Raw genomic sequence first — 24,540 nt, 5'->3', positions numbered from 1 at the left:
GGCGCGGACGGTTGTGATGCACGGATTTGCAAATCCCCGACGATTTCTGGCGCTTGCCAGCTGGCTGACACCGGTGCTTCTGGTGAGCGGCCTGCTGCTGACGGGCGCGGCGTTGGCGTGGGGTTATTTCACGGTTCCGCCTGACCGCCTGATGGGCGAAACCGTCCGCATACTTTTCATCCATGTCCCTTCTGCATGGCTGGGCATGGGCGGCTGGACCACCATTGCCCTTGCGAGCCTTGTGTATCTTGTCTGGCGCCATCCGCTGGCGGCGCTGGCTGCGCGCGCTGCGGCGGTTCCGGGAATGGTTTTCACCAGCATCTGCCTTGCCACCGGATCGATCTGGGGCAGGCCGACCTGGGGCACATGGTGGGTGTGGGACGGGCGGCTCACCAGTATGCTGGTGCTGCTGTTCCTCTACTTTGGCTATATCGCGCTGGCGCAGGCGGTGGAGCGCGAAGGCGGATCGAGCCGCATTCCGGCCATCTTCGGACTGGTTGGTGCGATCAACATTCCGATCATCAACCGCTCTGTGGTGTGGTGGAATTCGCTACACCAGCCGCCCAGCATCACGCTGGGTAGCAGCGCGATCGCCGATGTTTATCTCTGGCCACTGGCCATGGCGGTCATCGGCATGTCGTTGCTGTTCGGCGGGATCATCCTTGCACGCATGCGGGCGCTGCTCGCCGATATCCAGGCAGAAGCGCGTATTCGCCGCAAGGCCGATGAACTGGAGCCGGCCTGATGCGCGAGGCGCTCGACCAGCTACCGTTCGTCTATGCCGCCTATGCTATTGGCGTGGCCGGCATTTTGGGTACTGTTGCCTGGGCGTGGCTCGATATGAAGCGCGCCGAGCGCCGCCGTGAAAAGGCGCGTAGGAAATGACCGGCTCACTCAAACCAAAGCATCAACGGCTTGTCCTGCTGGTCATTGCGATCATCGCGCTGATCGGTGCCGGCTTGCTCGCCGCATGGTCGCTCAGGAGCCAGGCGAGCTATTTCTACCTGCCCGAACAGATGGTAGCCGATCCGCCTCAAGTCGGCCGCGCGGTGCGCCTCGGCGGCATGGTCGCACCGGGCAGTATCGAAACGCTTGAGGACGGCGTGACCATTGCCTTCACCGTAACGGGACGCGAGGACTCCAGCGTGCCGGTTCGTTTCGCGGGGATAGTGCCGGACCTGTTCGTCGAAGGCTCGGGTGTCGTGGCCGAGGGAAGCCTTGCCGACGATGGCACTTTCGTGGCGGACAACCTCCTCGCCAAGCATGACGAGAATTACGTGCCGCGCGAGCTGGAAGGCATGAGCGAGCATCAGGCCGCCAAAATGGCCGAAGAAACGACGGTCGGGCTTTAGTGGGCATAAACCAATGATCGCTGAACTCGGTCTTGCTGCACTGTGGCTTGCGGCTGCGCTTGCAGTGTTGCAGCTGGTCGCGGGCGGTCTCGGCCTGCGCGAAGACGGCGGCGAGATTGCCCGCCTCGCACGGCCCGCTGCAATCGTGCAGGGCCTGCTGGCGACATTCAGCTTCGCCATGCTGCTGTGGCTCTTTGCGATCACCGACCTTTCCGTGAAGCTGGTCGCGACCAATTCGCATTCGATGAAGCCGCTGGTGTTCAAGCTTTCGGGCGCCTGGGGCAATCACGAAGGCTCGATGCTGTTGTGGGTCACGGTGATGGCAATTGCCGGGGCGTTGATCGGCTGGATCGAGAAACGATTGCCTGAACGCACAATGCTGGCGACGCTTGCGGCGCAAGGCTTAGTCGCGATCGGCTTTTATGCATTCCTGCTGCTCAGCTCGAACCCGTTCGAGCGCTTGCCGATACCGGCTGTCGAGGGGCTGGGCCTCAATCCGCTGCTGCAGGACCTTGGTTTGGCTTTCCATCCGCCCACGCTCTACATGGGCTATGTCGGGCTCTCGGTGGCATTCAGCTTCGCCGTCGGCGCGCTGATCACGCGGCAGGTCACGCCCGATTTCGCCAAGGTCATGCGCCCGTGGATCCTCGGCGCCTGGGTGTTCCTTACGCTGGGAATCACCGCCGGGAGCTATTGGGCGTATTACGAGCTCGGTTGGGGCGGCTGGTGGTTCTGGGATCCGGTCGAAAACGCTTCGCTGATGCCGTGGCTGGCGGCGACAGCATTACTCCATTCGGTCAGCGTACTGGCGGCGCGCGATGCCTTGCGCGCATGGACGATCATGCTGGGCGTGGTCGCCTTCTCGATGTCGATGCTCGGCACTTTCCTCGTGCGCTCGGGCGTGCTGACAAGCGTCCACGCCTTCGCGGTCGATCCGGAGCGCGGCACTTTCATCCTCGCGCTGTTGGCGATCTATATCGGCGGTGCGCTGCTGCTGTTTGCGCTCCGTGCCGGGACCGTGAGCGAAGGCGAACGTTTCACCGCCACCAGCCGCGAAGGCGCGCTGGTCTTCAACAATGTGATGCTCAGCGCGATCCTTGGCATCGTGCTGCTTGGCACGCTCTATCCGCTGCTGACCGAGGCTTTCGACACCACTGTTTCGGTCGGTCCGCCTTACTTCAACCCTGTCGGCGCGATTTTCACGATCCCGATGCTGGTGGTGATGGCAATAGGACCGCTGCTGCGATGGCGAGGTGACAGCCTTTCGAGGATATCCCGTCCGATGATCCTGACCGCGGCGATTGCGTTCACCGTGCTCGTTTTCGTGAGCCTGCTGGGCGATGTCGGCATCCTGCCGCTACTGGGTCTTGCGCTTGCCGCCGGACTCGCCTTCGCCAGCATCTTGCCGCTGCGTGGCCGCAACCTCAGGCGCGTCCCGCTGTCGGTCTGGGGCATGGTCACGGCCCATCTGGGTATTGCGGTCGCCCTCTTCGGCATGGCGAGCGAAACGGCTTTCAGCGAAGAAAAGCTCGTCGCGGCGCAGATCGGCGACATGACCGAAGTCGGTCCGTGGCAGATCAGCCTGGCCGAAGTGCGGCCCGTTGCCGGACCCAACTGGACGGCAATCGAAGGCGTGCTCGAAGCGCGCACCGGCCCCGGCGATCCGATCGTGATGACGCCGCAATCGCGCAGTTTCTGGTCGCCCCCCCAGCAAACCACCGAAAGCGCGCTAGCGACCCGCTGGAACGGGCAGCTTTATGCCGTAATCGGAACCCAGGCCGATGATGGCCGGTGGCAGCTGCGGCTGTGGTGGAAGCCCTTCGTGACCTTCATCTGGTACGGCGGCTTGCTCATCGCATTGGGCGGGGTCCTCTCTATCATCGGGCGGCTACAGACCGATTTGAGGAGGAGGCTGGTGCGCAAGCGGCTCGCGTCGCGTCGCAGCGAGCAAGAGGCGCTGGCATGAAGCGCTGGACGCTCTGGGTGCCGCTCGCGCTGTTTGCCTTCTTCCTGGGCATTGCCGCGTATCAGTTGAGCCAACCCAAGGACGACTTCGTGCGGAGCGCCATGGTAGGCAAGCCGCTGCCCGAGTTTTCGCTGCGCGCCGCGACGCAGGACAAGCCGGGCGTCAGCCTTGCCGATTTCAAGGACGGAACGCCGAAGCTGCTCAATATCTGGGCGAGCTGGTGCCTGCCGTGTATTGCCGAAGCGCCGCAACTGGCCGCGCTCGAAGCGGAGGGTGTTGAAATCGTTGGAATAGCGATCCGTGACAAGCCTGAAGATGTCGCCGCTTTCCTGGGCCGCTATGGCAATCCCTATTCGCGGATCGGAGCGGACGACCTGTCCGAAATCCAGCTCGAGATCGGCTCCTCCGGCGTACCCGAGACCTTTGTGATTGATGGCAATGGCCTGATAACGCACCAGCATATTGGCGATATCCGTGCGAGCGATGTGCCGGTGCTGCTTGAGGAATTGCGGGAGGCGGCATCATGAAGCGGTTTCTCGCGCTCCTGACGTTGCTCCTTGCAGCTCCGCTTGCTGCCCAGCAATCGCTTCCGCCTGCGCCATACGCGTATAACCAGCTCGAAGACCCGGCGCTCGAAGCCGAAGCGATCAAGCTGATGGAGACCCTGCGCTGCCTCAAGTGTCAGAGCCAGTCGATTGCCGATAGCGATGCACCGATGGCAGGCGATATGCGCCACCAGGTCCGCACGCGTATCGCAGCGGGAGAGGACCCGGAAGCGATCCGCGCATGGCTGGTCGAACGCTATGGCGACTACGTCAGCTACGCGCCGACCGTCAGCTCGACGACTTGGCCGCTGTTTGCCGGTCCGTTGCTCCTGATCGTCATCGCATTGCTGATTTTCCGCAAGCGGCTGGTGCGCCGCAAGGAGCCCGAGGCGTGAGCTGGCTACCAATACTCGCACTGGCAGCGGTTGCTGCGCTCTTCGCGATGTTCGCGCTCAAACTGCCACGGCAAAGCGTGACGCTGTTCGCAGCCGCGTTGCTGCTCGGCCTCACCGGATATGCGTTGCAAGGATCCCCGGGCCAGCCTTCGGCACCGCGCGCCCAATCCCAGGTCGAATCCGGAGGCGGGGAAGCGCTTGTAGCGGCCCGGCGCGAGCTATTCGACAATGGCCAGCAACCTGCACGCTACATCATCATCGCCGATGGTTTTGCGCGGCAGGGCAAATATGCGGACGCAGCCGGCCTTTTACGCGGCGCAATCGATGACCAGCCCGACAATGCCGAGGCGTGGGTCGCGCTTGCCAATGCGCTGGTCGAGCATGCGGAAGGCCAATTGACACCGGCGGCTCTATTCGCATTCGGCAAGGCCGAGCAGGCCCGTCCTGATCATCCCGGCGCAGGCTACTTCCTTGGTGTTGCCATGATCCGTTCCGGACGCGTGAACGATGCGCGCGAGCTATGGGCGCAAATGCTGGAAGCGGCGCCGGAAGATACGCTTTGGCGGCCAGCGCTGGCTGAGCGGCTCGCACGTCTCGATGCGCTGATTGCGCAAATGCAGGCCGCTCCTGTCCAGTAGGCCCGTCTTGCCGTTCGCACATTGTGCTGCTAAGCGCCGCGCCCTTCGGCCAAGTGGGGTGCAGATAGCCCCGGCGCAGGCGCTAGGAAAAGCTTCATGAGCGAGACCAGCACGTCTCCCGTACCGTCCTCCACCGGGGGCAAGGGCGGACATGGTCATGGCGGTGCATCGCGCACTGCTCTCGCGGTTGGCGCGATTGGCATCGTCTTCGGCGATATCGGCACCAGCCCGCTCTACGCATTTCGTGAAACCTTTGCTGGCGCTGCGAACGTGGCGATCGACCGCCTGCACGTCCTTGGCGTCGTCAGCCTGATCTTCTGGTCGATGCTGATCGTGGTCGCATTGCAATATGTCACGATCCTGATGCGGGCAGACAATAAGGGTCAGGGCGGCAGCCTCGCGCTGGTGGCGCTGCTTTCGCGCTATGTCGGCAAGACTTCATACGGCTGGCTGGTGGTGTTGCTCGGCGTGTTCGCGACTTCGCTTTTCTATGGCGACAGCATGATCACCCCGGCGATCTCGGTCTTGTCCGCGGTCGAGGGGCTGACGGTGGTCGACCCCGGTTTGCAGCGCTTCGTGATCCCGATCGCGCTGGGCCTGCTGGTCTTCCTGTTCATGCTCCAGCGACGCGGCACAGCGAAGGTTGGCGCGCTATTTGCCCCGGTGATGATCGTCTATTTCATCGTCATCGCGGGGATGGGCGGCTGGCAGATCATCCAGAACCCCGACATCCTGTGGGCGCTGAACCCCTATTACGCGATCATGTTCTTCGTCACTGACGGCTTTGTCGCCTTCGTGGCGATGGGCGCTGTGGTGCTGGCGGTGACGGGCTCTGAAGCGCTCTATTCGGACATGGGTCATTTCGGGCGCGGCCCGATGCGTTTGTCTTGGTTCGGTTTCGTGATGCCGTGCCTGCTGCTCAACTACTTCGGGCAAGGCGCGATGATTGCCGGGCTTCCGCCCGAACAGGCCGCCGAAGTGGTGCGCAATCCGTTCTTCCTGCTCGCTTCCGAAGAATGGCGCTTGCCGCTGGTGTTCCTCGCGACAGTTGCAACGTTCATCGCGAGCCAGGCGGTTATCTCCGGCGCCTTCTCGATCACGCACCAGGCGATGCAGCTCGGCTTCATGCCGCGCCTCTCGATCCTTCACACCAGCGAAACCGAGGCGGGGCAGATTTACATCCCGTTCATCAACTGGGCGCTGATGGTCGCGGTGATCATTCTGGTGCTGACCTTCCAGACATCGTCCAACCTCGCCAGCGCCTACGGTATCGCGGTGACGGGCGCGGTCACGATCGACACCCTGTTGATGGCGGTGTTGTTTGTCGGCGTGTGGAAGTGGAAGTGGTGGTATGCCGCTCCGGTCGTCATACTGTTCCTGATCGTCGACGGGGCATATTTCGCTGCCAACCTCCTCAAGGTGCCGCAAGGCGGCTGGTTCCCGCTGCTGGTCGGCTTCATTGCCTTCACGCTGCTGACGACTTGGGCCAAGGGCCGCAAGCTGATGAAGGAGCGCATGACCGAAACCGCGCTGCCGATCGAGATATTCGCCAAATCGGCGCATAACAGCGCCAAGCGCGTATCCGGCACGGCGATCTTCATGGCCTCGCAAACGGGCGGAGTGCCTTCGGCGCTGCTCCACAATATCAAGCACAACAAGGTGCTGCATGAGCGTGTGGTGATCCTCACCGTGCTCATCGACGACGTGCCCTACGTCGATCCGGAGGAGCGCTGCGAAATGCACGATCTGGGCGACGGGTTCTTCCGCGCAATCCTCCATTACGGCTTCATGGAAGAAACCAATGTGCCCGAAGGCCTCAAGCTCATGAAGCGCTGCGGCGGCGAGTTTGACATGATGCAGACCAGCTTCTTCCTCAGCCGACAAACGCTCCTGCCGAGCGAGAATCCCGGCATGCCGATCTGGCGCGAGAAGATATTTGCCTGGATGCTGCGCAATGCGGCGACCGCGATGGAATTCTTCCGCCTGCCAACGAACCGTGTGGTGGAGCTGGGCAGCCAGGTGAGGATTTAGCTGCCCGGAACGTCCGCTAACGACCTAGTTGCGGACATTTTAATTTGCTGCAATCAGTCGATCAATGTGGAACTTGGCACGACGAATTCTTCTCGTTCTTTCGCTGGCACTTTCAGGTTGCACGCAGCAAGACACCTTTCATTCCGAAAGTGTCATATTCAAAGAATACAGCTGTAATCCCTCGCCGGATCTAGACAGCGTAAAAAGGCTGATTACCCGCCTGGAGAACATTAGCGGTACTAGTTTTCAATGGAGGCAGGATTCAAGCCAGCCGCTAGTGTTGATCGCTGTGGCGAGCGACCAGCATAGCCAAATCCTGTTGCAGGTCTTCGGTCCCGTTATTGGAATGAGCATATTCCTGAATGCCTCGAAATATCCCAACCCTTATGACGTAACGTCATTGCATGAACGTCAGGGGGAGATCGATGAGTTTGACCTTTTTGTTTCTGAGAATGAGCACGCATGCAGCTTTCGACAACATCACCTAGACAGCCGAGAAATAGTGAATGTAATAGACGCAGAAGAATTCGATCCAATGGAATACTTCTAATGTCCGCTTTCCACCCATTAGCGGACATTGGTTAGATACGAAAAGGGCGCCCCGGTCTCCCGGTGCGCCCTTTCCATTTCAATCGAAGCGCAATCAGACGAGGTTCGCAGAATCTCCCCTCTCGTTTTTTGCCTTGGGGATGACTTCCCCGTCGACCACATCGAACTCCTTGGCAAACTTAGCGAGTGCAGTTTGCATTTCGTTCACGGCGATCTCGAACTGGTTCACCTTGCCAAATTTCACTCCTGCGACCGGCTCGAGATCGGCGAGTAGCCCTTCAGCTTTTTCAAAGTTGTAGGTGAAGCCCTTTAATGAAACCTCACGGTAGAACCGTGGTTCTTTGAGTTTCTCCTCTATCTCGCGTCTGCGTGCCTCGGGCGTGTCCGAATCGAGCGACCCAAGCTCTTCTTCAAGTGACTGAATCGCGCTGCAAAAATCGACGATGCCACTGGCGTAATTCGTTTGCGCGAGAATATGGAATTCCGCGCGACTTCTGAGTTCCAGATCGCGCAGATCGAACAGTTTCATCCGGTTGGCTTCGTAGAAATCCCTCTGCTTACGAGCGAGCTCAAAATAGCCGACTGTGAACTGCCCCCATGGCTGCCCGATCGTCTGGGATCGGTTGGCAAGCCGGCCGAAATTCAGGAGGCTGAGGATGATATCGGCAAGAAAAATCGCCGCTTCTCGTTCCCTCCGGCGCCGCGCGCCCCGTTCCTTGATCAATTCGGTTGCAAGAGCGCCGCCAGTCGCGAGAAACGCACCGATGGTCACGGCGATGAGTGTATCGAGACTGCCCATGAAGCTCATCAGTGATTGTGGCATTCAAGCAATCCCCCATGTTGCTGCGAATTGGAAACCAGAGCAGCGGCCTGGCGCATCGAGCTTTGGGCCAATGCATTTCTGAAATCAAAAAAGGCGCCCCGGCTTCCCGGAGCGCCCTTTCTCATTCCAGTCGAAGCGTGATCAGCCGAGGTTCGCGGAGACCATCGCCCACATCATCGGGATCGATAGCAGCGTATTGAGGCGGCTGGCGATCAGCGCGCGCGGCGCAGCAGCTGCCTTTTCCTCCGCGCTGGCTTCGACAATGCCGAGCACTTTCTTCTGCGCAGGCCAGATGATGAACCACACGTTGAAGGCCATCAGCAGCGCCATCCACATGCCGGCGCCGATCAGGTCGACCGCGCCTTCACCGGCGAAGGTCAGTGCATCGATCATGTAGCCGTTGACCATCGCGATCCAGAGGCCGGTAACGACGGTCAGGAGGGCTGCCCAGCGGAAGAAGAACAGCGCCGACGGTGCGATCGTGCCGGTCACTGCGGGCTTATGCTCGTCCGCAATCTTGGGCATCGAGGGCACTTGAACGAAGTTGAAATAATAGAGCAGACCAATCCACAACACGCCGAAGAACAGGTGCAGCCAGCGCGCAACCGAGTTGGAATCGATAGGTGTATAGGCTGCAAAGCCGAACATGAGCAGGAGGGCGGCAAGAAGGCCGACCACCATCACAAGGTGTAAGTTACCGAAAAACTTCGCCATTATTGGCTCTCCCCATAAGTCTTGCGCCCGTCAGGCCGCGATCCGCTGGCCATTGGCAGCAGAATAGGGAGCGAGCGGGGTGGATGGCAAGCGCCGGAGGCGTTCAGGCGGGCGGCGTTGTGGATTTTTCTTCCTCGACACCTTCGAGCGAAAGGCCGTGTTTCAGCAGCATTGGGATCTGGCTGAAGGTGAAGAGGAAGCTCACCGGCAGGAAGACCCATAGCTTGGCCGCGAGCCAGCCGCCAAAATCGAGATACCAGCGCAGGAACTCGTTGAGACCCGCCAGTACAAGGAAGAACAGGCCCCAGTTGCGGCTGAGCTTGAGCCAACCTTCCTGCGTCAGCCCTTCGAAAGCCGCTTCCAGCAGGATCTTGAGCAGCGCGGTCCCGCGCCAGTATCCGATCAGCAATGCGATACCGAATGCGATGTAAATGATCGTCGGCTTTAGCTGCACGAAGACGGGATCGCCGAAAAACACAGTCAGCGCACCGAAGCCTAGGATCAGCACAGTCGAAAACCACAGCATGGGTGAGGCCTTGCCGAATTTGATCTTCGAGATCGCCAGCGCGATTACTGCAGCGACCATGAATGCTATTGTGCCGCGGATCATTGCGGCGACTTCGGCAATCGCGCTCGGCTCGTCGGGCGAGAAGTATTTGTAGACCCCGAAAAAGATGAGCAGCGGCCCGTAGTCGACTGCGATGTTGAGCCAGCCAGATTTGGGCTTCTCGGCGGGCTTGGTTTCTTCGCTCATTACGCCACTCCCGCAATCACGCGTGCGACAAGGTCCGGGTCGAACGGACGCAGGTCATCGATTTTCTCGCCGACGCCGATAGCATGGATCGGCAGGCCATATTGCTCGGCCGCTGCGACCAGCACGCCGCCGCGCGCAGTGCCATCCAGCTTCGTCATGATAAGCCCAGTCACGCCCGCAACCTCCTTGAACACATCGATTTGCGAGAGCGCATTCGGGCCATTGGTGGCATCAAGCACCAGTACCACGTCATGCGGCGCTTCGGGATTGAGCCGGCCGAGGACTTTCCTGATCTTGGCCAGCTCGTCCATCAGTTCGCGCTTGTTCTGCAGGCGCCCGGCTGTGTCGACCACAAGCGCGTCGATGCCCTGGTCGGTCGCGGCCTTGACCGCGTCGAACACGATCGAGGCCGGATCGCCGCCTTCGGGCCCCTTGATCAGCGGAGCGCCAATGCGGTCGGCCCACGTCTGCAGCTGGCCGATTGCCGCCGCGCGGAAGGTGTCACCCGCCGCCAGCATCACGCCGTAATCGTCTTCCTGGAAAAGGTGCGCGAGCTTGGCGATGGTGGTCGTCTTGCCCGACCCATTCACGCCTATCACCAGGATCACTTGCGGGCGCGGGAAGGCGGTGATTTCGAGTGGCTTGGCGACGGGGCGCAGGATCGCCGCGATTTCGTCGGCCACCGCGAGCTTGAGGTCGTCAGCACTGATCTCGAGGCCGAAACGCTTTTCGCGCAGGCGCTCGCGGATGCGCGATGCGGCCGACGGGCCGAGGTCGGAAAGGATCAGTGCATCCTCGACATCGTCGAGTGTCGCATCATCAAGCTTGGCAGTGGTGACCGCCTGGCTGAGGTTTTCGGTCAGCCGCTCTGAAGTCTTCTTGAAGCCGCCGAACAGCCGCTCGGTCCAGCTCTTGCCTTCGCTCATGTAAGGAGGCCTTCTGTGATCTTTGTGGGTGTGAGGGTCACGATTTCACCGGCGGGCGTATCATGCGGAACGGCAAAGAGCGCGAAGTTTTCCGCGTGGCCAGTGCTATCGCGTTCGGCAAGGACGTGGTGGGGCTTGCCGAGCAGGGTGGACAGCCAAGTGTTGCGGACCTCGGAGCCGGCGGCGCGCAATTCGGCGGCGCGGCGCTTGATCACGGGCCTGTTGATCTGCGGCATGCGCGCCGCGGGTGTGCCGGGACGCGGCGAGTAGGGGAAGATGTGGCCGTGGACGATCTCGAGCTCGCGTATGATCGAGAGGTTTGTCGCGTGATGCTCTTCGCTCTCGGTGGGGAAACCGGCGATCAGATCAGCACCTAAAGCCAGTTCGGGGCGCTGCGCGCGAAGCCTGGCGATGAGATCGACCGCGTCGCTGCGCGAATGGCGGCGCTTCATCCGCTTGAGGATCATGTCGTGCCCATGCTGCAGCGAGAGGTGCAGGTGCGGCATGACGCGCGTTTCGTGCGCGAACAGGTCGAACAGCTCCTCGTCGATCTCGATTCCGTCGAGCGACGACATGCGCAGGCGGGCGAGTTCGGAAAACTCGTCGAGGATTGCGCGAACCAGCGCGCCGAGGCTCGGTGAACCGGGCAGGTCTGCGCCCCAGCTGGTCACATCGACGCCTGTTAGAACCACCTCAGGCGCGCCGAGCGATAGGTCGCGTTCGACTTCGCGGAGCACTTGATTGATCGTCAGGGATCGGCTGCGCCCGCGCCCCTGCGGGATCACGCAGAAGGTGCAGGCGTGGTCGCAGCCATTCTGGACCGCCACGAAAGCGCGCGTTCGTTGAGCTGGGATCGGCGTCGGACGCTCCGCAACGTTCCACACGCGCGGGTCAAGCTTTTGCTGGTTGGCGATCAGTCCATCGACTTCAGGCATGGCGGCGATCTGGTCGCGTTCGATATCTGCGGCGCAGCCGGTTACCAGCAGCCGCGCATCAGGCCGCGCACGGCGCGCCTTGCGGATCGCTTGCCGGGTCTGCCGCACGGCTTCGCTGGTGACTGCGCAGCTGTTCACGACAACCACGTCGCCTTCATCCGCCAGCATGACGCGGATGCGCTCGCTTTCGGAGATATTGAGCCGGCAGCCCAAGGAGATCACTTCGGCACTCACGCGAATTCATCCCATTCGAATGTTCCGCGATAGCTTTCGCTCGCAGGGCCGGTCATCTGAATGCGGTCGTCATCATCCCAGTGGATCGTAAGCGGGCCGCCGGGCAGCGCGACTGTGGTTTCACGATCGACCAGTCCGCGCCGCATTGCTGCCACCGCCGTAGCGCACGCTCCTGTGCCGCAGGCGCGTGTGAGGCCCACGCCTCGCTCCCATACGCGCAGGCGGATCGTCTCGCGGCTCTCGATCGTCGCCACGTTGACGTTAACTCGCTCGGGAAAAAGCGGATCGGTTTCGATCTGCGGCCCCACTTTCTCCAGCGCCACCGCGTCGCAATCTTCTACAAAGAAGATTACATGCGGATTGCCGACATTGACCGCGGCAGGATCGCCCAGCCCGTCCCAGCCAACAGGCATGGTGAGCGTATCCATCGCATAGGCGAGGGGGATCTTGTCCCATTCGAAGCGCGGCTGGCCCATATCGATAGTCGCACCGCCATCCTGCGGGGAGAGCGAAATGACCCCGCCATCTGTCTCGAGCGATGCCTGCGTGCCGTGATAGATCGCGACCGCGCGTGCAGCATTGCCGCATGCCTCGACTTCGCCGCCATCCGAATTGAAAATGCGCATGCGGAAATCCGCCGCATGGGACGGCTCCAGCACGATCAGCTGGTCGCAGCCGATCCCGGTGCGCCGATCCGCCAATTCCGCCACGGTAGCGGCATTCAGCGCAGGCAAAGCATCCTCGCGCCCATCGAGCACGATGAAATCATTGCCGAGGCCGTGCATCTTGATGAACGGGATACGCATGCTGTGCGCGCCAATATGCGCCGCGCTGCCTCGCGTCCAGTCGATAGCGAATTGTCTGCGGGGGTTTACGCGGAGCGAGAGTGCTGCTCGGTAGGCTCTTTGATTTCGTCTTCGCTCTCTGCGGCGGTCGCCAGCCTTCCGGATTTTTCGAGCCGCGCAAGTACCGCTGCGGCGTCTTCCGGCCTGCCATAATGATAGCCCTGGCCCTTCATTTGGCCGAGGTCCTTGAGCAGATTGAGGATCTCTTCATCCTCGATCCCTTCGGCGGTCAATGGCATGTTGAGGTTGCCGCCCATCGAGACCATTGCCTGGACGATCTTCGCGCCCGAGTTCGATCCAGCCAGTTCCTTGACGAAGCTGCGATCGATCTTGATTTGGTTGAAGGGCAGCGATTTCAGCTGCGATAGGCTCGCATAACCGGTCCCGAAGTCGTCGAGGCTCACCTGAACACCCTGGTTCTGCAGGCTCGAAATCATCGAGCGAGCCAGGCCGATGTTCTCGTGTAGCGCGCTCTCAGTAATCTCGATCTCGAGCCGCGAAGCGGGGAAATTATGCTCGACTAGCAGCTTGAGGAGCTTCTGCGAGAACCACGGATCGCGCATCTGCACCGGTGAGATATTGACCGAAAGAGTGAGCTTGGGATCCCACGCCTTCGCGTCTTCCAAGGCCTGCTCAATCAATTGTTGGGACAATTCGCCGATTAGCCCGAGCTCTTCGGCGATCGGAATGAATATGTCGGGTCCGACGGTGCCGAATTCAGGCGAGTTCCAGCGTGCCAACATCTCGAAACCGACCAATTCGCCGCTTTCGAGGTCAACCTGCTGTTCGTAGAATGGCACGAATTCGCGCTGGGTAATCCCGCGGCGCAAACCCTGGATCAGTTGGTTGCGGAAGCGCAGCTCGCTTTCCATGCTGGTTTCGAACCAGAAATAGCGGTTCTTGCCCTGCTTTTTGGCGTGGTACATGGCGATATCAGCCTTGTGCATCAGTGCCTTGGAATCGATATCATCGTTATTGCGCGGGCTACTGGGATCGCGGCTGGCAATGCCCAGGGATATGGTCACTTCCATGACCTGGCCGGAGATTTCGATCGGCTTCGCAATACGCTCGATCAGCTGGATCGCCAGATCATCGACCCGCTGTGTCTCGTTCGGCGCATAGGGGAATACACAAGTGAATTCGTCGCCGCCCAAACGAGCCAGAAGTGCACCGCGCGGCACCAGCTTGCGGATTTGAGATGCTGCTTTCTGGAGGACCTGGTCGCCGATCTTGTGCCCGTTGAGATCGTTGATCTGCTTGAAGTTATCAAGATCGATCATGATCATGGCGAGGGCCTTGCCGGTCTCGGAACTGGTCTGGATCAACTGGTCGGTGGCCGGCATCAGGCTGCGCCGGTTGAGGCATCCGGTGAGCGGATCGACTTCGGCAAGATGTCGCGCTTCCTGTTCGGCCTTGCGGCTTTCGGTGATTTCGCGGGTAAGTTGCTTGTGGCGTCTCCAACCGAGCAGGATGAGCGCGATATTGAGCAGGACCGCATTGATCAACAGCGTGTCAGGAGCCTTGTCCAATCCCTCCCACGCACGGTAGATTTGCGGCAGGACTTTGCCGCCAGTGCCGACGAACAGGATGATGGCGGCCGCAGCTATACCGAGCGTGACGAAATCACGGTCGGTTTTCCCGAAATTGCTGAATATTTTGGACCCAGACTTGCCCATAGCGGTAGCGGTGTCGAACCTTGCCCCCGAAATTGATCCCCCGATTGAGCCGCTGCTATCGGCGTTTAAGCCTAATTTCCGGTTAATCACGCAAGGGCTTGCGCTTGGGGGATATCCCCATTCTCGCGGGTGGTTTGGTAGGGACAGGTTGGCTAATCCTGCCGCCCAATCGATAAAGCGAGTTGCGAGAACTTAGCATGCCCAATTACTGGCTGATCAAATCCGAGCCCTTCAAATACAGCTGGGATGACCTGATCAAGGACAAGGAAGAGGTATGGGACGGGGTGCGCAACCACCGCGCCAAGAACAACCTCGCGGCCATGGAAGTGGGCGACCAATGCTTCTTCTACCACTCGCGCGAGGGGCTGGAGATTGTCGGTATTGCCGAGGTATCGGTGGCCGGTATTACCGATCCCACCGATCCGACCGGGAAATGGGCTGCGGTGAAAGTCAAACCGGTTCGTAAGCTCAAAAACGCGGTGACGCTGAAGCAGATCAAGGCCGAACCCGCATTGGCCGAGTGCGAATTGATCCGTTTGGGCCGGCTTTCGGTGGCCGAAATTACGCCCAAAGAATGGAAGAAAATCCTCTCTATGTCAGAGAGTTGACAGCCAAACTTCAATGTTGATCAATCCGCTTTGGCGCGAAGCCCGGAAATTGTCGCGCCGCTTGCAGCGAGCTGCTCAACGTCGATCTTGCAATCGAGCAACCGCAGTCCCTCGCGGCCCTTCGCTTCAGTCAGGGCTCTTTTGAACTCGTCGGTCGTCTGGCAGGTCTCGGACCACCCCCCGAACGATCTGGCCAGCGCCGCAAAGTCGGGGTTCTGAAGCGTGGTCGCCGAAAGCCTAGCCGGGAATTCTCGCTCCTGGTGCATGCGGATCGTACCGTAGGCGGAATTGTCGATCACGATCACGATCATGTTGCAATCGTGCTGGGCCGCGCTCGCCAGTTCCTGGCCATTCATCAGGAAATCGCCATCGCCTGCCAGCGCGACCACGGTCCGATCGGGGAACCGCCGCGCAGCAGCAACCGCGGCAGGTACGCCGTAGCCCATTGCACCGGCGGTGGGAGCCAGCTGAGTCGGCAGACCATCATAGCGCCAGTAGCGGTGCCACCAGCCCGAGAAATTGCCCGCTCCATTGCAGATGATCGAATCTGCGGGAAAGCTCTCGCGCATGAATCCGACGCAGCTCGCAAGATCGAGCGGATAGTCCGCTGCCTTGGGTGTCGACCATTCTTCCCATTCGCCATGCGCATGCGCTCCAGCGTCGAAGCTCAAGATCGATTGATCTTCCCAGAGCGCAGAGCATTCGGCGAAATCATCCATCGCGGCGCAAATGGGAAGGTCGGTCCGATAGACGCGGTTCAGTTCTTCCGGATCCGGATGGACATGAATGATCTGCTGTTCGGGATTGTCTAGCGCGGGAACTGTATAACCATCGGTGGTTGCTTCACCGAGCCTTGCTCCTACAGCCAGAATCAGGTCTGCCTGCTTGACGCGCTCGATCAGCCTAGGGTTTGGTCCATAGCCGAGATTGCCGGCATAGACCGGGCTGGAAGGCGCGATCGCATCCTGCCTGCGGAAGGCTGTCGCCACAGGAATGCCGATCCGCTCGGCGAAAGTCTGGAAATGTTCGCGGGCCTTGGTGTTCCACCCTGCGCCGCCGATAATCGCGACCGGCGAGGCGGCATCGCCAATCATGGCCATCATCGCCTGCATCGCGTCAGGGCAGGGTGCCTGAGCCGGCCTCTCAATACGCGGGCGTGGCTGCGCATCCGTCGCGTCCGCCAGCATGTCTTCTGGAAGTGCCAGCACAACCGGGCCCGGACGACCGGACACGGCGACAGCATAAGCGCGAGCGATGTATTCGGGAATGCGATCGGCGTCCTCGATCCGCGCAGCCCATTTGCAGATCGGCCCGAAGTAGGCAGGAAAATCGACTTCCTGGAAACCCTCGCGGTCGCGCATTTCGCGCGCAACATCGCCTACGAACAGGATCATCGGCTGCGAATCCTGATGCGCCACATGTACCCCGATCGAAGCATTGGTGGCACCCGGTCCGCGGGTAACGAAGCAGATCCCCGGTCGCCCCGTCATGGTGCCATCGGCGCATGCCATGAATGCCGCGCCGCCTTCCTGCCGGCACGTGACGAGATCGATCTCCGGGCTGTCATGCAAGGCATCGAGCACAGGCAGGAAGCTTTCTCCGGGGACGGTAAATATGCGGTCGCAGCCCTGTTCGATCAGGCAGTCGACGAGCAGGCGGGCGGCCTGTGGTGTGGAATTGTGAGGCATAGCAAACGCCTGTAACGATCCGGCGTAAGCGGAGCAATCGAGGTGTTGCTATCCACAGCCCATGATGAACAGCTGCGGTAAATGTCCCAGCTTGCGACAGTGGAAAACCTGCCCGTGCGTCGTGGTTAGCAAGGCGTTAACAAGGCGCCATGAGAAACGCACCAAGACAGACCCTGGTACTGACCGACGAACAGGCGCGGCACCCGTTCCTTGCCCGTTTGCCCGAGCATGTAAGGCGAGAACGGGCCCGGTTCGATCCGCGCCCTTTCTGGCATGTTACCAAGGACGATGTGCGCGGCTTTGCGAGCGCCTACGTTGCATGCACGCTGGCGATCCTCGTTTTCCTGCTGTGACTATGGCCTAGGCAGGCGCAAGTCTTTCCGCCGCCAGCAGCTTCCTGCCTAACCATGCCGACACAAGGCACATGGCGGCCGAGAGCAGCAACTGCTCAGTGATGGGAACACCGGCTGCGCTCAATCCCATGGCGACGAGAGAACCGAGCACCATCGCGCCCGAGTTTACAATGTTGTTGGCGGCAATCGTGCGCGCGGTCTGATCGGCGGCGCTGCGTGTGGTCAGGAACGCATAGAGCGGCACCACGAACATGCCCCCCGCAATCGCAATCCCCAGCAAGGTCAGCATGATCACGTTTGCCAGCGGCCAGGCAAGAAACTCGGTCACGCCCATCAACTCGGTCGGCTGGTATGACTGCCACAGCTTGCACACGATGTAGAACGCGACGACGAACAATCCCATTACCACGACCGAAGCGGGCGCATAGCGCGCCGAAACACGGCCCTTGAGCAACGCGTTGACCGAAACCGAGCCGATCGCGATGCCGATCGAGAAGATCACCAAGAACAGGCTGGCGACTTCCTTGCTCGCCATCAGGGTATTTTTCGCCAGCGGCGGGAACTGGATGAACAGAACCGCGCCGATGGTCCAGAAGAAGCTGATCGCCATGATTGCGTAGAAGATCTGCTTGTCATGCATGGTGTTGCGGATCAGCCGGAAGGAGGCGCGCAGGATGTGCCAGTCGACCTTTTCGACTTTGCCTTGTGCCGGCGCGGGAGGAACCTGACGGCTGATGAGGTAGCCGACGATCGAGGTGGCGATGATCGCGATTGCGGCCCACTCCACCGGAATCCAACCGGCGAGAATAGTACCTGTAAGGATCGCGATGTAGGTGCCAGCTTCCACCAGTCCGGTGCCGGCGAGGACTTCATCCTTCTCGAGGTGTTGCGGCAGGATCGCATATTTAATCGGGCCAAGAAATGTCGATTGGACGCCTGTCAGAAACAGTGCGAGTAGCATTAGCGGTATGGCTACGGTATCGACTGCGATCCCTTGCCAGGCGAGGTACAATCCGCTCGCGCCGATGACCATGAGGCCGATCTCGCAAGCTTTGACCTTGCGGATGATCGCCGCCTTGTCGCGCATGTCCGCGAGCTGTCCCGCAACGGCGGAGAGAATGAAGAACGGCAGGATGAACAATGCCGATGCGGTTGCGCTGAAAATGCCTTCGGTGCTTTCGTCATTGTAAACGCTGTATACGACGAACAGCACCATCGCTGTCTTGTAGAGATTGTCGTTGAAGGCGTTGAACAATTGGGTGACGAAAAGCGGCAGAAAACGGCGCTGCCCCAAGAGGTTCATGGATGTTGTCATCGTCTGCCTCTTGCGCCCCCAGCCCGCTCGTCCCTCCAGAGGTGTAGTCGATTAGTCGGCGTGGACAAGGTTGCTGAGCGGCTTTTGCCCTGCGCTGCAAGGCGCTAGACAGGTGATCCGATGCTGACGCTGCCCAACATGCTTACGCTTTCGCGGATATTCGCGGTGCCATTGCTGGCCTTCCTTTTGTGGTGGCCGGACTGGGCGCTGGGTTACCTCATGGCGTTCGGCCTCTACTGTTTGATGGGCATCACCGACTATTTCGACGGCTATCTCGCCCGATCCAGCGGGACGGTCTCGAAAATGGGAATTTTCCTCGACCCAATCGCTGATAAGATAATGGTTGCTGCCGTCATCCTGGTCTTGACCGCGCAAGGGGTGCTGCGCGGCCCCTACGTTGGCGACATGCATGTCATTGCCGGCTTGATAATTCTCGTGCGCGAAATTGCGGTCTCGGGTCTGCGCGAATTCCTTGGTGGACTGCGCATTTCCGTGCCCGTCACCAAGTTCGCCAAGTGGAAAACGACCTTTCAGATGGTTGCGCTGGGCTCACTCATCCTGGGCAAGGGTTTGCCTGACTGGAACGTGTTGATTGGCGATGTCGTGGCGAATGTCCCGCACACGGTTGGCCTGATAACCTTGTGGGCGGCGGCCATTCTGACCGTCATGACCGGATGGGATTATCTGCGCGTCGGTCTCAAGCATATGGACTGATGCGGAGAGGCATTTGGGCCAGAATTGGTAAAATCTGGCTTTCTCCTGAAAAACTTGGTAAATTCCTGCGTCGCAAGGTGGCAGGAGCAATGTCTCATGAGCTTGTTGGCTGGAATTCTGCTCGTTTTGACGGTGCTGATGCTGGCCGCGGTTGTCGCGCTGGTCTGGATGATGCGTGCAGTCATCAGTGAAGCCCACGCTATCGACGAGGACACAGAACTGTCCGATTCCCGGCGAAAATCCTTCTTTGACTGGCTCAATCCCTTTTCCTGGTGGCGCAAGGACGACACCATTCGACTGTTTTACCAGCGCGATGCCAAGGGCCGCTTTCGCAAGGTGCGCCGCCACTAAAACATCATCCGGCGAAAGATTATGGTTAACGCGTTAGTCTGCAAGTTAGCTCAGCCATCCTTCAACCAATTCTCAAGAATTTTGGGTCAAAAGCGCCGTCATGGGTACAGCGCTTTCAACCTTCCTGTCCGCGTTTCTCAAGCTGGGCTTCTGCGCGATCCTCTTCAATGAGGTTCGCGGCATGGTCCTTGCTGTCCCGGTACTTTACGGGATTTACGAGGCTGGCGGAACGCTCATGGCGATCTGGATCGGCATCTGCTCGCTTGCGGGCATTGCACTTTCGGTGATCGTGCCGCTCATTGCAGCGAAAAAGCTGCAGAAGTATGCCGAAGCCAAGCTCAAGCCTGCCGAAGCGGCTGCAGCGGCCTAACCGGCCCTCAATTCCTCTGCCAATAGCCTGAATTCGTCCGCACGCGGTGAGTTCTTCCGCCAGATCAGCACGATTTCGCGCGAGGCCTTTTTCGATTTGAGCGGTCTCGCAACGACATCGGTGTCGTTCAATATCTTCGCATCGATTGCCATTTGCGGCAGCAAAGTTACCCCGAGCCCGTTGTCGACCATCTGCACCAGCGTGTGAAGCGATGTGCCGACCATCGTGGCGCTGGCGCGCAATTCAGGCCTGCCGCAGGCCTCAAGAGCATGGTCTTTAAGGCAATGCCCGTCTTCCAGCAGCAGGAGGCTTCCTTCGTCGATCATCGACGGATGCACGCTCTCGGGCGGATCGACGGGATCGCCTTTGGGAAAGGCGACGAAGAGGCGATCGTCGGCGATATGTTCGTACTCGATGTCGCCGGTCGCAAAGGGCAGGGCCAGCAAAACGCAGTCTGCGCGGCCATGGTTGAGCGATTCGACCGCATCGGCGCTGGGTTCTTCGCGGAGGAATAGCTTGAGGGCGGGACGCTCCTTGCGCAGGCGCGGCAGTATGCGGGGCAGGAAGAATGGTGCGATCGTCGGGATCACGCTCATGCGGATTTCGCCCGAAAGCGGCTTGCCAGAAGCCTGAACGATATCAGTCAGCTCCTCCGCCTCGCGCAACAGCCGGTGCGCCTTGTCGACCACCTTGTTGCCTAGCGGAGTGAAACGGACGACGCGGCGACTGCGTTCGACCAGGGTTACGCCCAGCAGTGTTTCGAGCTCGCGGATCCCTGCAGAAAGCGTCGATTGCGAGACGAAGCTTGCCTCCGCCGCGCGCCCGAAATGCCCGTGCTCATGCAATGCTACGAGATATTGCAGCTGCTTGATCGTGGGGAGGTATGTGCTCATTCGGCCGCGCCGTTACTCGGCGGCCTCCTGCGTCCCGTTCAATTCGGCCGCCATGTCATCGACATGCGTCATGGTCAGGCGGCCATTCTTGACGGCGAATGCGAGCTTGCCTTCGACCAGCTGCAAGGCGTCCTTGCCGAATACTTCGTAGCGCCAGCCTTCGAGAATCGGCAGATCGCGTATGCCTGCGGCCAGCGCTTCCATTTCGTCGGCTCGGGTAAGCAATCGGGCCGCAATATCGATCTCGCGCGCGCGAATCTTGAGCAACAGCTTGAGAAGGTCGGCCACCAGTGCGCCCTCCTTGCCCAGCGGGGCGCCGCGTTTCGCTTTCACCGGCATTTCATCCTTGGAGAGTGGCTCGGCACCGGCGATCACTTTCATCAAGCGCTTGCCGATGTCATTGTCCTTCCAAGCGTTTGAAAGTCCGCGGACTTTCGCCAGATCGGCCTGCTTCTTGGGTGGATGGCCAGCGATGTCGGCGAGCGTTTCGTCCCGCATGATCCGGCCACGGGGTATATTCTTGTGCTGCGCTTCGAGCTCGCGCCAGCCTGCGAGCGCCTTGAGCCGCCCGAGCACCGCCGGATTGCGGCCCTGCTGGCGGATCCGCCGCCATGCATTGTCAGGGTCCATCCGATAATTTTCCGGATCGGCGAGCTTGTCCATTTCGGCATTTAGCCACATCCCGCGTCCGGTGCTGACGAGCTTGTCGAGGATCTTGGGAAAGATTTCGGCCAGGTGCGTTACATCGCCGATGGCATACTCGATCTGCCGTTCGGTCAATGGGCGGCGTGCCCAGTCTGTAAAGCGCGCACCCTTGTCGACAGTCAGGCCCAGCCAGCTCTCGACCAGGTTGGCATAGCCTATCTGTTCGGATTGGCTGATCGCCATCATCGCGATTTGCGTATCGAAGATCGGGTGAGGGGTCTTGCCGGTCAGGTTGTACACGATCTCGACGTCCTGCCCACCGGCATGGAAGACCTTGAGTACCTCTTCATTGTCGCACAGCAGGTCAAGCATAGGAGTCAGGTCGATGCCATCGGCCAGCGGATCGACCGCGGCGGCTTCTTCCTCATTACCTATCTGGACGAGGCATAATTCCGGCCAATAGGTGTTCTCGCGCATGAATTCGGTGTCGACGCAGACGAATTCGCTCTGGGCAAGTCGCTGGCACAGTTCGGTCAGCGTTTTGGTGTCGGTAATCAGCTTGTGTATTTTCATCATTCTTTTTTCTGTGCGGGCGGAGTACCGCCACTCGGGAGCCGCACGGCTTGACAAAGCTGCGTGGTTCCCCTGTTAGCGCGCGCGGAAAGCGCACTTGTCGCGACCTGGCTGAATCGCCCGGGCGCCCTAGCGCCATAGCTCCGAAATTGGAAAGATTTTAGATGCACGCCTATCGTACCCACAACTGCGGTGCCCTGACGAAGGAAAATGTCGGTGAAACGGTCCGTCTTTCGGGCTGGATCCACCGCAAGCGCGACCACGGCGGGGTCCTGTTCGTCGATCTGCGCGACCATTACGGCATGACCCAGATCGTGGCGGATGAGGATTCGCCCGCGCTGAAGACACTTGATGGGCTGCGCCCGGAATCGGTCGTGACCATTGATGGCGAAGTGAAAGCGCGTTCGGAAGAGACGGTGAACGCCAACCTCCCGACCGGAGCAATCGAAGTCTTCGCGCGCGGCGTCACCGTGCAGAGCGCTGCAGAAGAACTGCCGATGCCGGTCGCAGGCGAGCAGGAGTATCCTGAGGATATCCGTCTCAAGTATCGCTTCCTCGACCTGAGGCGCGAGACACTCCACGCCAATATCATGAAGCGCACGCAAATCGTCGCCGATATCCGACGCCGGATGAACGCGATCGGTTTCAACGAATTCTCGACCCCGATTTTGACCGCGTCCTCGCCAGAAGGCGCGCGCGACTTCCTCGTGCCGAGCCGCCTTCACGTCGGCCAGTTCTATGCGCTGCCGCAGGCTCCGCAGATCTACAAGCAGCTGCTGATGGTCTCCGGTTTCGACCGCTATTTCCAGATCGCGCCGTGTTTTCGCGATGAGGATCCGCGCGCCGACCGCTTGCCGGGCGAGTTTTACCAGCTCGATCTGGAAATGAGTTTCGTCACGCAGGAAGAGGTGTGGGACACGATGGAGCCGGTGATCGCCGGTACCTTTGAAGCATTTGCCGATGGGCGCCATGTGACCAAGGCAGGCGAATTCCCGCGCATTCCTTACGCTGAAGCGATGCTGAAATACGGCACTGACAAGCCCGATCTGCGCAACCCGTTGATCATCAGCGATGTCACGTCGCATTTCGAAAAATCAGGCTTCGGCCTGTTCGAGAAAATCGTGGGCGGTGGCGGGCGTGTACGCGTTATTCCGGCTCCCGGCACGCATGAGAAGAGCCGCAAGTTCTTCGATGACATGAACGATTGGGCGCGCAAAGAGGGCTTCGCGGGCCTTGGCTATGTTACGCGAAAGGGTGGCGATTTTGGCGGGCCGATTGCCAAGAATCACGGCCCGGACCGGATGGCTGAGCTCTATGACGAGCTGGGCCTTGGAGAGAATGACGGGTTATTCTTCGCTGCTGGCAAGGAAGCCGATGCCGCCAAGCTTGCTGGTGCTGCGCGCACCCGCGTGGGCGAAGATCTCGACCTGATTGATCGCAGCCGGTTTGAATTTGCCTGGATTATCGACTTCCCGTTCTACGAATATGACGAGGACGAGAAGAAGGTCGATTTCAGCCACAACCCGTTCTCGATGCCGCAAGGCGGGATGGAGGCGCTCGAAACGCAGGACCCGCTGACGATCAAGGCCTACCAGTACGACCTGGTCTGCAACGGATTCGAGCTCGCATCGGGCTCGATCCGGAACCACAAGCCGGAAACCATGGTGAAGGCCTTCGAGGTCGTTGGGCTGAGTCAGGAAGACGTCGAGCGCGACTTCGGCGGCATGTACCGCGCCTTCCAGTATGGCGCGCCGCCGCATGGCGGGATGGCAGCCGGAGTCGACCGGATCGTCATGCTGCTATGCGACGCGATCAACCTCCGCGAGATTACATTGTTCCCGATGAACCAGAAGGCCGAAGACCTCCTTATGGGAGCGCCGAGCCAGCCAGAGCCCAAGCAATTGCGCGAATTGCACCTGCGTGTGGTCGAGCCACCGCAGAAGCCGAAAGCACAGGAAGGCGAGATCTCATAACTCCTGTGAATTAAGAAGGGCGCCGCTCCACTGGAACGACGCCCTGCTTGGACAAATAGAGCGACCTATCAGTCGTATTGCTTTTCCAGCATGTCAGCGAAGCGCTCGCCTTCTTTGACTTCGGCATAGCACTGCTGGATCACGGCGCGTTGCTGCGTATCGAGATCATCTTCATCGAGCGCAGCTTCGAACTTGCCCTTAAGGTAGTCCTCGCCTTCCTCGACGCGTTCTGCTGCAGCTTCGTCGCCGTTCTCGAACATATCCGTTATGCCCATCCACATCTGGTGAAGCTCGCCGGTGACAGTACCCTTGGTCACCAATTCGCCGCCGCAGCGTTGCAATTCGGCATTCAGCGTGTCGAGTGTCTTCTGGCGTTTCTGGCAACGGTCATTCAGTGCCTGCTTCAGATGCGGACTTTCCGCCTTCTCAGCTGCCTTGCGGTAGCCTTCGACTGAATCATAAGTGGTGTCCGTGAGCGATTCTAAGGTTGTGGTATTCATTCTGCGTCCCTTTCATTGGAGGATATGATAGCAACGCTCGAAGTTATTGATCTTTCCCAGAAAGTTCACGGTCAGCACCGATTGCGCAAAATGCAATTCGCTTCATCTCCGCTATGACACTTGCGCTCGCTCGCGCCCTTCATTAGGGCCAATTGCAACCACATAACCCCACAG

At 60.0% G+C, this 24,540-nt stretch carries 27 protein-coding genes; 15 read left to right on the top strand and 12 right to left on the bottom strand.

Features of this window, described 5'->3' with window-relative positions:
- The first annotated feature begins 16 nt into the window (after window positions 1–16).
- The 9 genes from ccmC to ACEWMW_RS13025 all read left to right on the top strand — a co-directional run bounded on the left by ccmC (window position 17) and on the right by ACEWMW_RS13025 (window position 7,477).
- Complete coding sequence (gene ccmC / locus ACEWMW_RS13065) at window positions 17–745, top strand: heme ABC transporter permease CcmC (RefSeq protein ID WP_409414373.1); 729 nt, start codon at window positions 17–19, stop codon at window positions 743–745.
- A complete protein-coding gene (locus ACEWMW_RS13060) occupies window positions 745–885 on the top strand; it encodes a hypothetical protein (protein WP_409414372.1) in 141 nt (46 codons plus the stop codon). Before ccmC ends, ACEWMW_RS13060 begins: the two co-directional genes overlap by 1 nt.
- A complete protein-coding gene (ccmE, locus tag ACEWMW_RS13055; protein ID WP_409414371.1) occupies window positions 882–1,352 on the top strand; it encodes a cytochrome c maturation protein CcmE in 471 nt (156 codons plus the stop codon). The genes ACEWMW_RS13060 and ccmE overlap by 4 nt, the downstream gene beginning before the upstream one ends.
- Before the next feature lie 13 nt (window positions 1,353–1,365).
- Entirely contained in the window at window positions 1,366–3,318 is a 1,953-nt protein-coding gene (locus tag ACEWMW_RS13050) for a heme lyase CcmF/NrfE family subunit (RefSeq protein ID WP_409414370.1), read from the top strand.
- Window positions 3,315–3,845, top strand: a complete 531-nt coding sequence (locus ACEWMW_RS13045; protein ID WP_409414369.1) for a DsbE family thiol:disulfide interchange protein — start codon at window positions 3,315–3,317, stop codon at window positions 3,843–3,845. Before ACEWMW_RS13050 ends, ACEWMW_RS13045 begins: the two co-directional genes overlap by 4 nt.
- The gene (locus tag ACEWMW_RS13040) at window positions 3,842–4,258 is read left to right on the top strand and encodes a cytochrome c-type biogenesis protein (protein WP_409414368.1); all 417 of its coding nucleotides are present in this window, start codon (window positions 3,842–3,844) and stop codon (window positions 4,256–4,258) included. The genes ACEWMW_RS13045 and ACEWMW_RS13040 overlap by 4 nt, the downstream gene beginning before the upstream one ends.
- Window positions 4,255–4,896, top strand: a complete 642-nt coding sequence (locus tag ACEWMW_RS13035) for a tetratricopeptide repeat protein (RefSeq protein WP_409414367.1) — start codon at window positions 4,255–4,257, stop codon at window positions 4,894–4,896. Before ACEWMW_RS13040 ends, ACEWMW_RS13035 begins: the two co-directional genes overlap by 4 nt.
- A 96-nt stretch (window positions 4,897–4,992) precedes the next feature.
- Complete coding sequence (locus ACEWMW_RS13030) at window positions 4,993–6,927, top strand: potassium transporter Kup (RefSeq protein WP_409414366.1); 1,935 nt, start codon at window positions 4,993–4,995, stop codon at window positions 6,925–6,927.
- A gap of 64 nt (window positions 6,928–6,991) precedes the next feature.
- Window positions 6,992–7,477, top strand: coding sequence for a hypothetical protein (locus tag ACEWMW_RS13025; RefSeq protein WP_409414365.1), 486 nt, complete (start codon window positions 6,992–6,994; stop codon window positions 7,475–7,477).
- 93 nt (window positions 7,478–7,570) lie between these two features.
- On the opposite strand, the gene ACEWMW_RS13020 is transcribed toward ACEWMW_RS13025, so the two are convergent.
- The 7 genes from ACEWMW_RS13020 to ACEWMW_RS12990 all read right to left on the bottom strand — a co-directional run bounded on the left by ACEWMW_RS13020 (window position 7,571) and on the right by ACEWMW_RS12990 (window position 14,383).
- Window positions 7,571–8,299, bottom strand: coding sequence for a hypothetical protein (locus ACEWMW_RS13020; protein WP_409414364.1), 729 nt, complete (start codon window positions 8,297–8,299; stop codon window positions 7,571–7,573).
- Between the two features lie 141 nt (window positions 8,300–8,440).
- A complete protein-coding gene (locus ACEWMW_RS13015) occupies window positions 8,441–9,013 on the bottom strand; it encodes a urate hydroxylase PuuD (RefSeq protein WP_409414363.1) in 573 nt (190 codons plus the stop codon).
- 103 nt (window positions 9,014–9,116) lie between these two features.
- The gene (locus ACEWMW_RS13010) at window positions 9,117–9,767 is read right to left on the bottom strand and encodes an inner membrane-spanning protein YciB (RefSeq protein ID WP_409414362.1); all 651 of its coding nucleotides are present in this window, start codon (window positions 9,765–9,767) and stop codon (window positions 9,117–9,119) included.
- Window positions 9,767–10,693: a signal recognition particle-docking protein FtsY gene (ftsY, locus tag ACEWMW_RS13005; RefSeq protein ID WP_409414361.1), complete on the bottom strand. Its 927-nt coding sequence runs from the start codon at window positions 10,691–10,693 to the stop codon at window positions 9,767–9,769. The genes ACEWMW_RS13010 and ftsY overlap by 1 nt, the downstream gene beginning before the upstream one ends.
- Window positions 10,690–11,862: a tRNA (N(6)-L-threonylcarbamoyladenosine(37)-C(2))-methylthiotransferase MtaB gene (mtaB, locus tag ACEWMW_RS13000; protein ID WP_409414360.1), complete on the bottom strand. Its 1,173-nt coding sequence runs from the start codon at window positions 11,860–11,862 to the stop codon at window positions 10,690–10,692. Before mtaB ends, ftsY begins: the two co-directional genes overlap by 4 nt.
- Complete coding sequence (gene dapF / locus ACEWMW_RS12995; RefSeq protein WP_409414359.1) at window positions 11,859–12,668, bottom strand: diaminopimelate epimerase; 810 nt, start codon at window positions 12,666–12,668, stop codon at window positions 11,859–11,861. The genes mtaB and dapF overlap by 4 nt, the downstream gene beginning before the upstream one ends.
- A gap of 65 nt (window positions 12,669–12,733) precedes the next feature.
- Complete coding sequence (locus ACEWMW_RS12990; RefSeq protein WP_409414358.1) at window positions 12,734–14,383, bottom strand: putative bifunctional diguanylate cyclase/phosphodiesterase; 1,650 nt, start codon at window positions 14,381–14,383, stop codon at window positions 12,734–12,736.
- A gap of 197 nt (window positions 14,384–14,580) precedes the next feature.
- On the opposite strand from ACEWMW_RS12990, the gene ACEWMW_RS12985 reads away from it, so the two are divergent.
- A complete protein-coding gene (locus tag ACEWMW_RS12985; RefSeq protein WP_409414357.1) occupies window positions 14,581–14,991 on the top strand; it encodes an EVE domain-containing protein in 411 nt (136 codons plus the stop codon).
- A 20-nt stretch (window positions 14,992–15,011) separates the two neighbouring features.
- Here the strand turns inward: ACEWMW_RS12985 and ACEWMW_RS12980 are convergent, their stop codons facing one another.
- On the bottom strand, window positions 15,012–16,679 hold the full coding sequence (locus ACEWMW_RS12980; protein WP_409414356.1) for a thiamine pyrophosphate-binding protein: 1,668 nt from the start codon (window positions 16,677–16,679) through the stop codon (window positions 15,012–15,014).
- 149 nt (window positions 16,680–16,828) lie between these two features.
- On the opposite strand from ACEWMW_RS12980, the gene ACEWMW_RS12975 reads away from it, so the two are divergent.
- A complete protein-coding gene (locus ACEWMW_RS12975) occupies window positions 16,829–17,032 on the top strand; it encodes a hypothetical protein (RefSeq protein WP_409414355.1) in 204 nt (67 codons plus the stop codon).
- 7 nt (window positions 17,033–17,039) lie between these two features.
- On the opposite strand, the gene ACEWMW_RS12970 is transcribed toward ACEWMW_RS12975, so the two are convergent.
- Window positions 17,040–18,347 carry an MFS transporter gene (locus ACEWMW_RS12970; RefSeq protein ID WP_409414354.1) on the bottom strand — a complete coding sequence of 436 codons (1,308 nt, stop codon included), beginning with the start codon at window positions 18,345–18,347 and terminating at the stop codon, window positions 17,040–17,042.
- Window positions 18,348–18,467: 120 nt separating this feature from the next.
- Between ACEWMW_RS12970 and pgsA the strand changes: the two genes are divergently transcribed.
- The 3 genes from pgsA (at window position 18,468) to ACEWMW_RS12955 (ending at window position 19,782) form a co-directional block, all read left to right on the top strand.
- A complete protein-coding gene (gene pgsA / locus ACEWMW_RS12965; RefSeq protein ID WP_409414353.1) occupies window positions 18,468–19,061 on the top strand; it encodes a CDP-diacylglycerol--glycerol-3-phosphate 3-phosphatidyltransferase in 594 nt (197 codons plus the stop codon).
- A 96-nt stretch (window positions 19,062–19,157) separates the two neighbouring features.
- Entirely contained in the window at window positions 19,158–19,412 is a 255-nt protein-coding gene (locus ACEWMW_RS12960; protein ID WP_409414352.1) for a hypothetical protein, read from the top strand.
- A gap of 100 nt (window positions 19,413–19,512) precedes the next feature.
- Window positions 19,513–19,782: a hypothetical protein gene (locus ACEWMW_RS12955; protein ID WP_409414351.1), complete on the top strand. Its 270-nt coding sequence runs from the start codon at window positions 19,513–19,515 to the stop codon at window positions 19,780–19,782.
- Here ACEWMW_RS12955 and ACEWMW_RS12950 read toward each other — a convergent pair.
- On the bottom strand, window positions 19,779–20,675 hold the full coding sequence (locus ACEWMW_RS12950; RefSeq protein ID WP_409414350.1) for a hydrogen peroxide-inducible genes activator: 897 nt from the start codon (window positions 20,673–20,675) through the stop codon (window positions 19,779–19,781). The genes ACEWMW_RS12955 and ACEWMW_RS12950 overlap by 4 nt on opposite strands.
- A gap of 12 nt (window positions 20,676–20,687) precedes the next feature.
- On the bottom strand, window positions 20,688–21,893 hold the full coding sequence (gene rnd, locus ACEWMW_RS12945; protein ID WP_409414469.1) for a ribonuclease D: 1,206 nt from the start codon (window positions 21,891–21,893) through the stop codon (window positions 20,688–20,690).
- A 164-nt stretch (window positions 21,894–22,057) separates the two neighbouring features.
- On the opposite strand from rnd, the gene aspS reads away from it, so the two are divergent.
- Window positions 22,058–23,866, top strand: a complete 1,809-nt coding sequence (aspS, locus tag ACEWMW_RS12940; protein ID WP_409414349.1) for an aspartate--tRNA ligase — start codon at window positions 22,058–22,060, stop codon at window positions 23,864–23,866.
- A 68-nt stretch (window positions 23,867–23,934) separates the two neighbouring features.
- On the opposite strand, the gene ACEWMW_RS12935 is transcribed toward aspS, so the two are convergent.
- Window positions 23,935–24,366, bottom strand: a complete 432-nt coding sequence (locus ACEWMW_RS12935) for a ferritin-like domain-containing protein (RefSeq protein WP_409414348.1) — start codon at window positions 24,364–24,366, stop codon at window positions 23,935–23,937.
- Between the last annotated feature and the right edge of the window lie 174 nt (window positions 24,367–24,540).

Origin of the sequence: Litorerythrobacter xanthomarinus, from assembly GCF_046254955.1 — a bacterium.
Taxonomy (GTDB): domain Bacteria; phylum Pseudomonadota; class Alphaproteobacteria; order Sphingomonadales; family Sphingomonadaceae; genus Qipengyuania_C.
The sequence above is the reverse complement of the archived record's forward strand: the minus strand, read 5'-3'. Positions and strand labels throughout refer to the sequence as shown.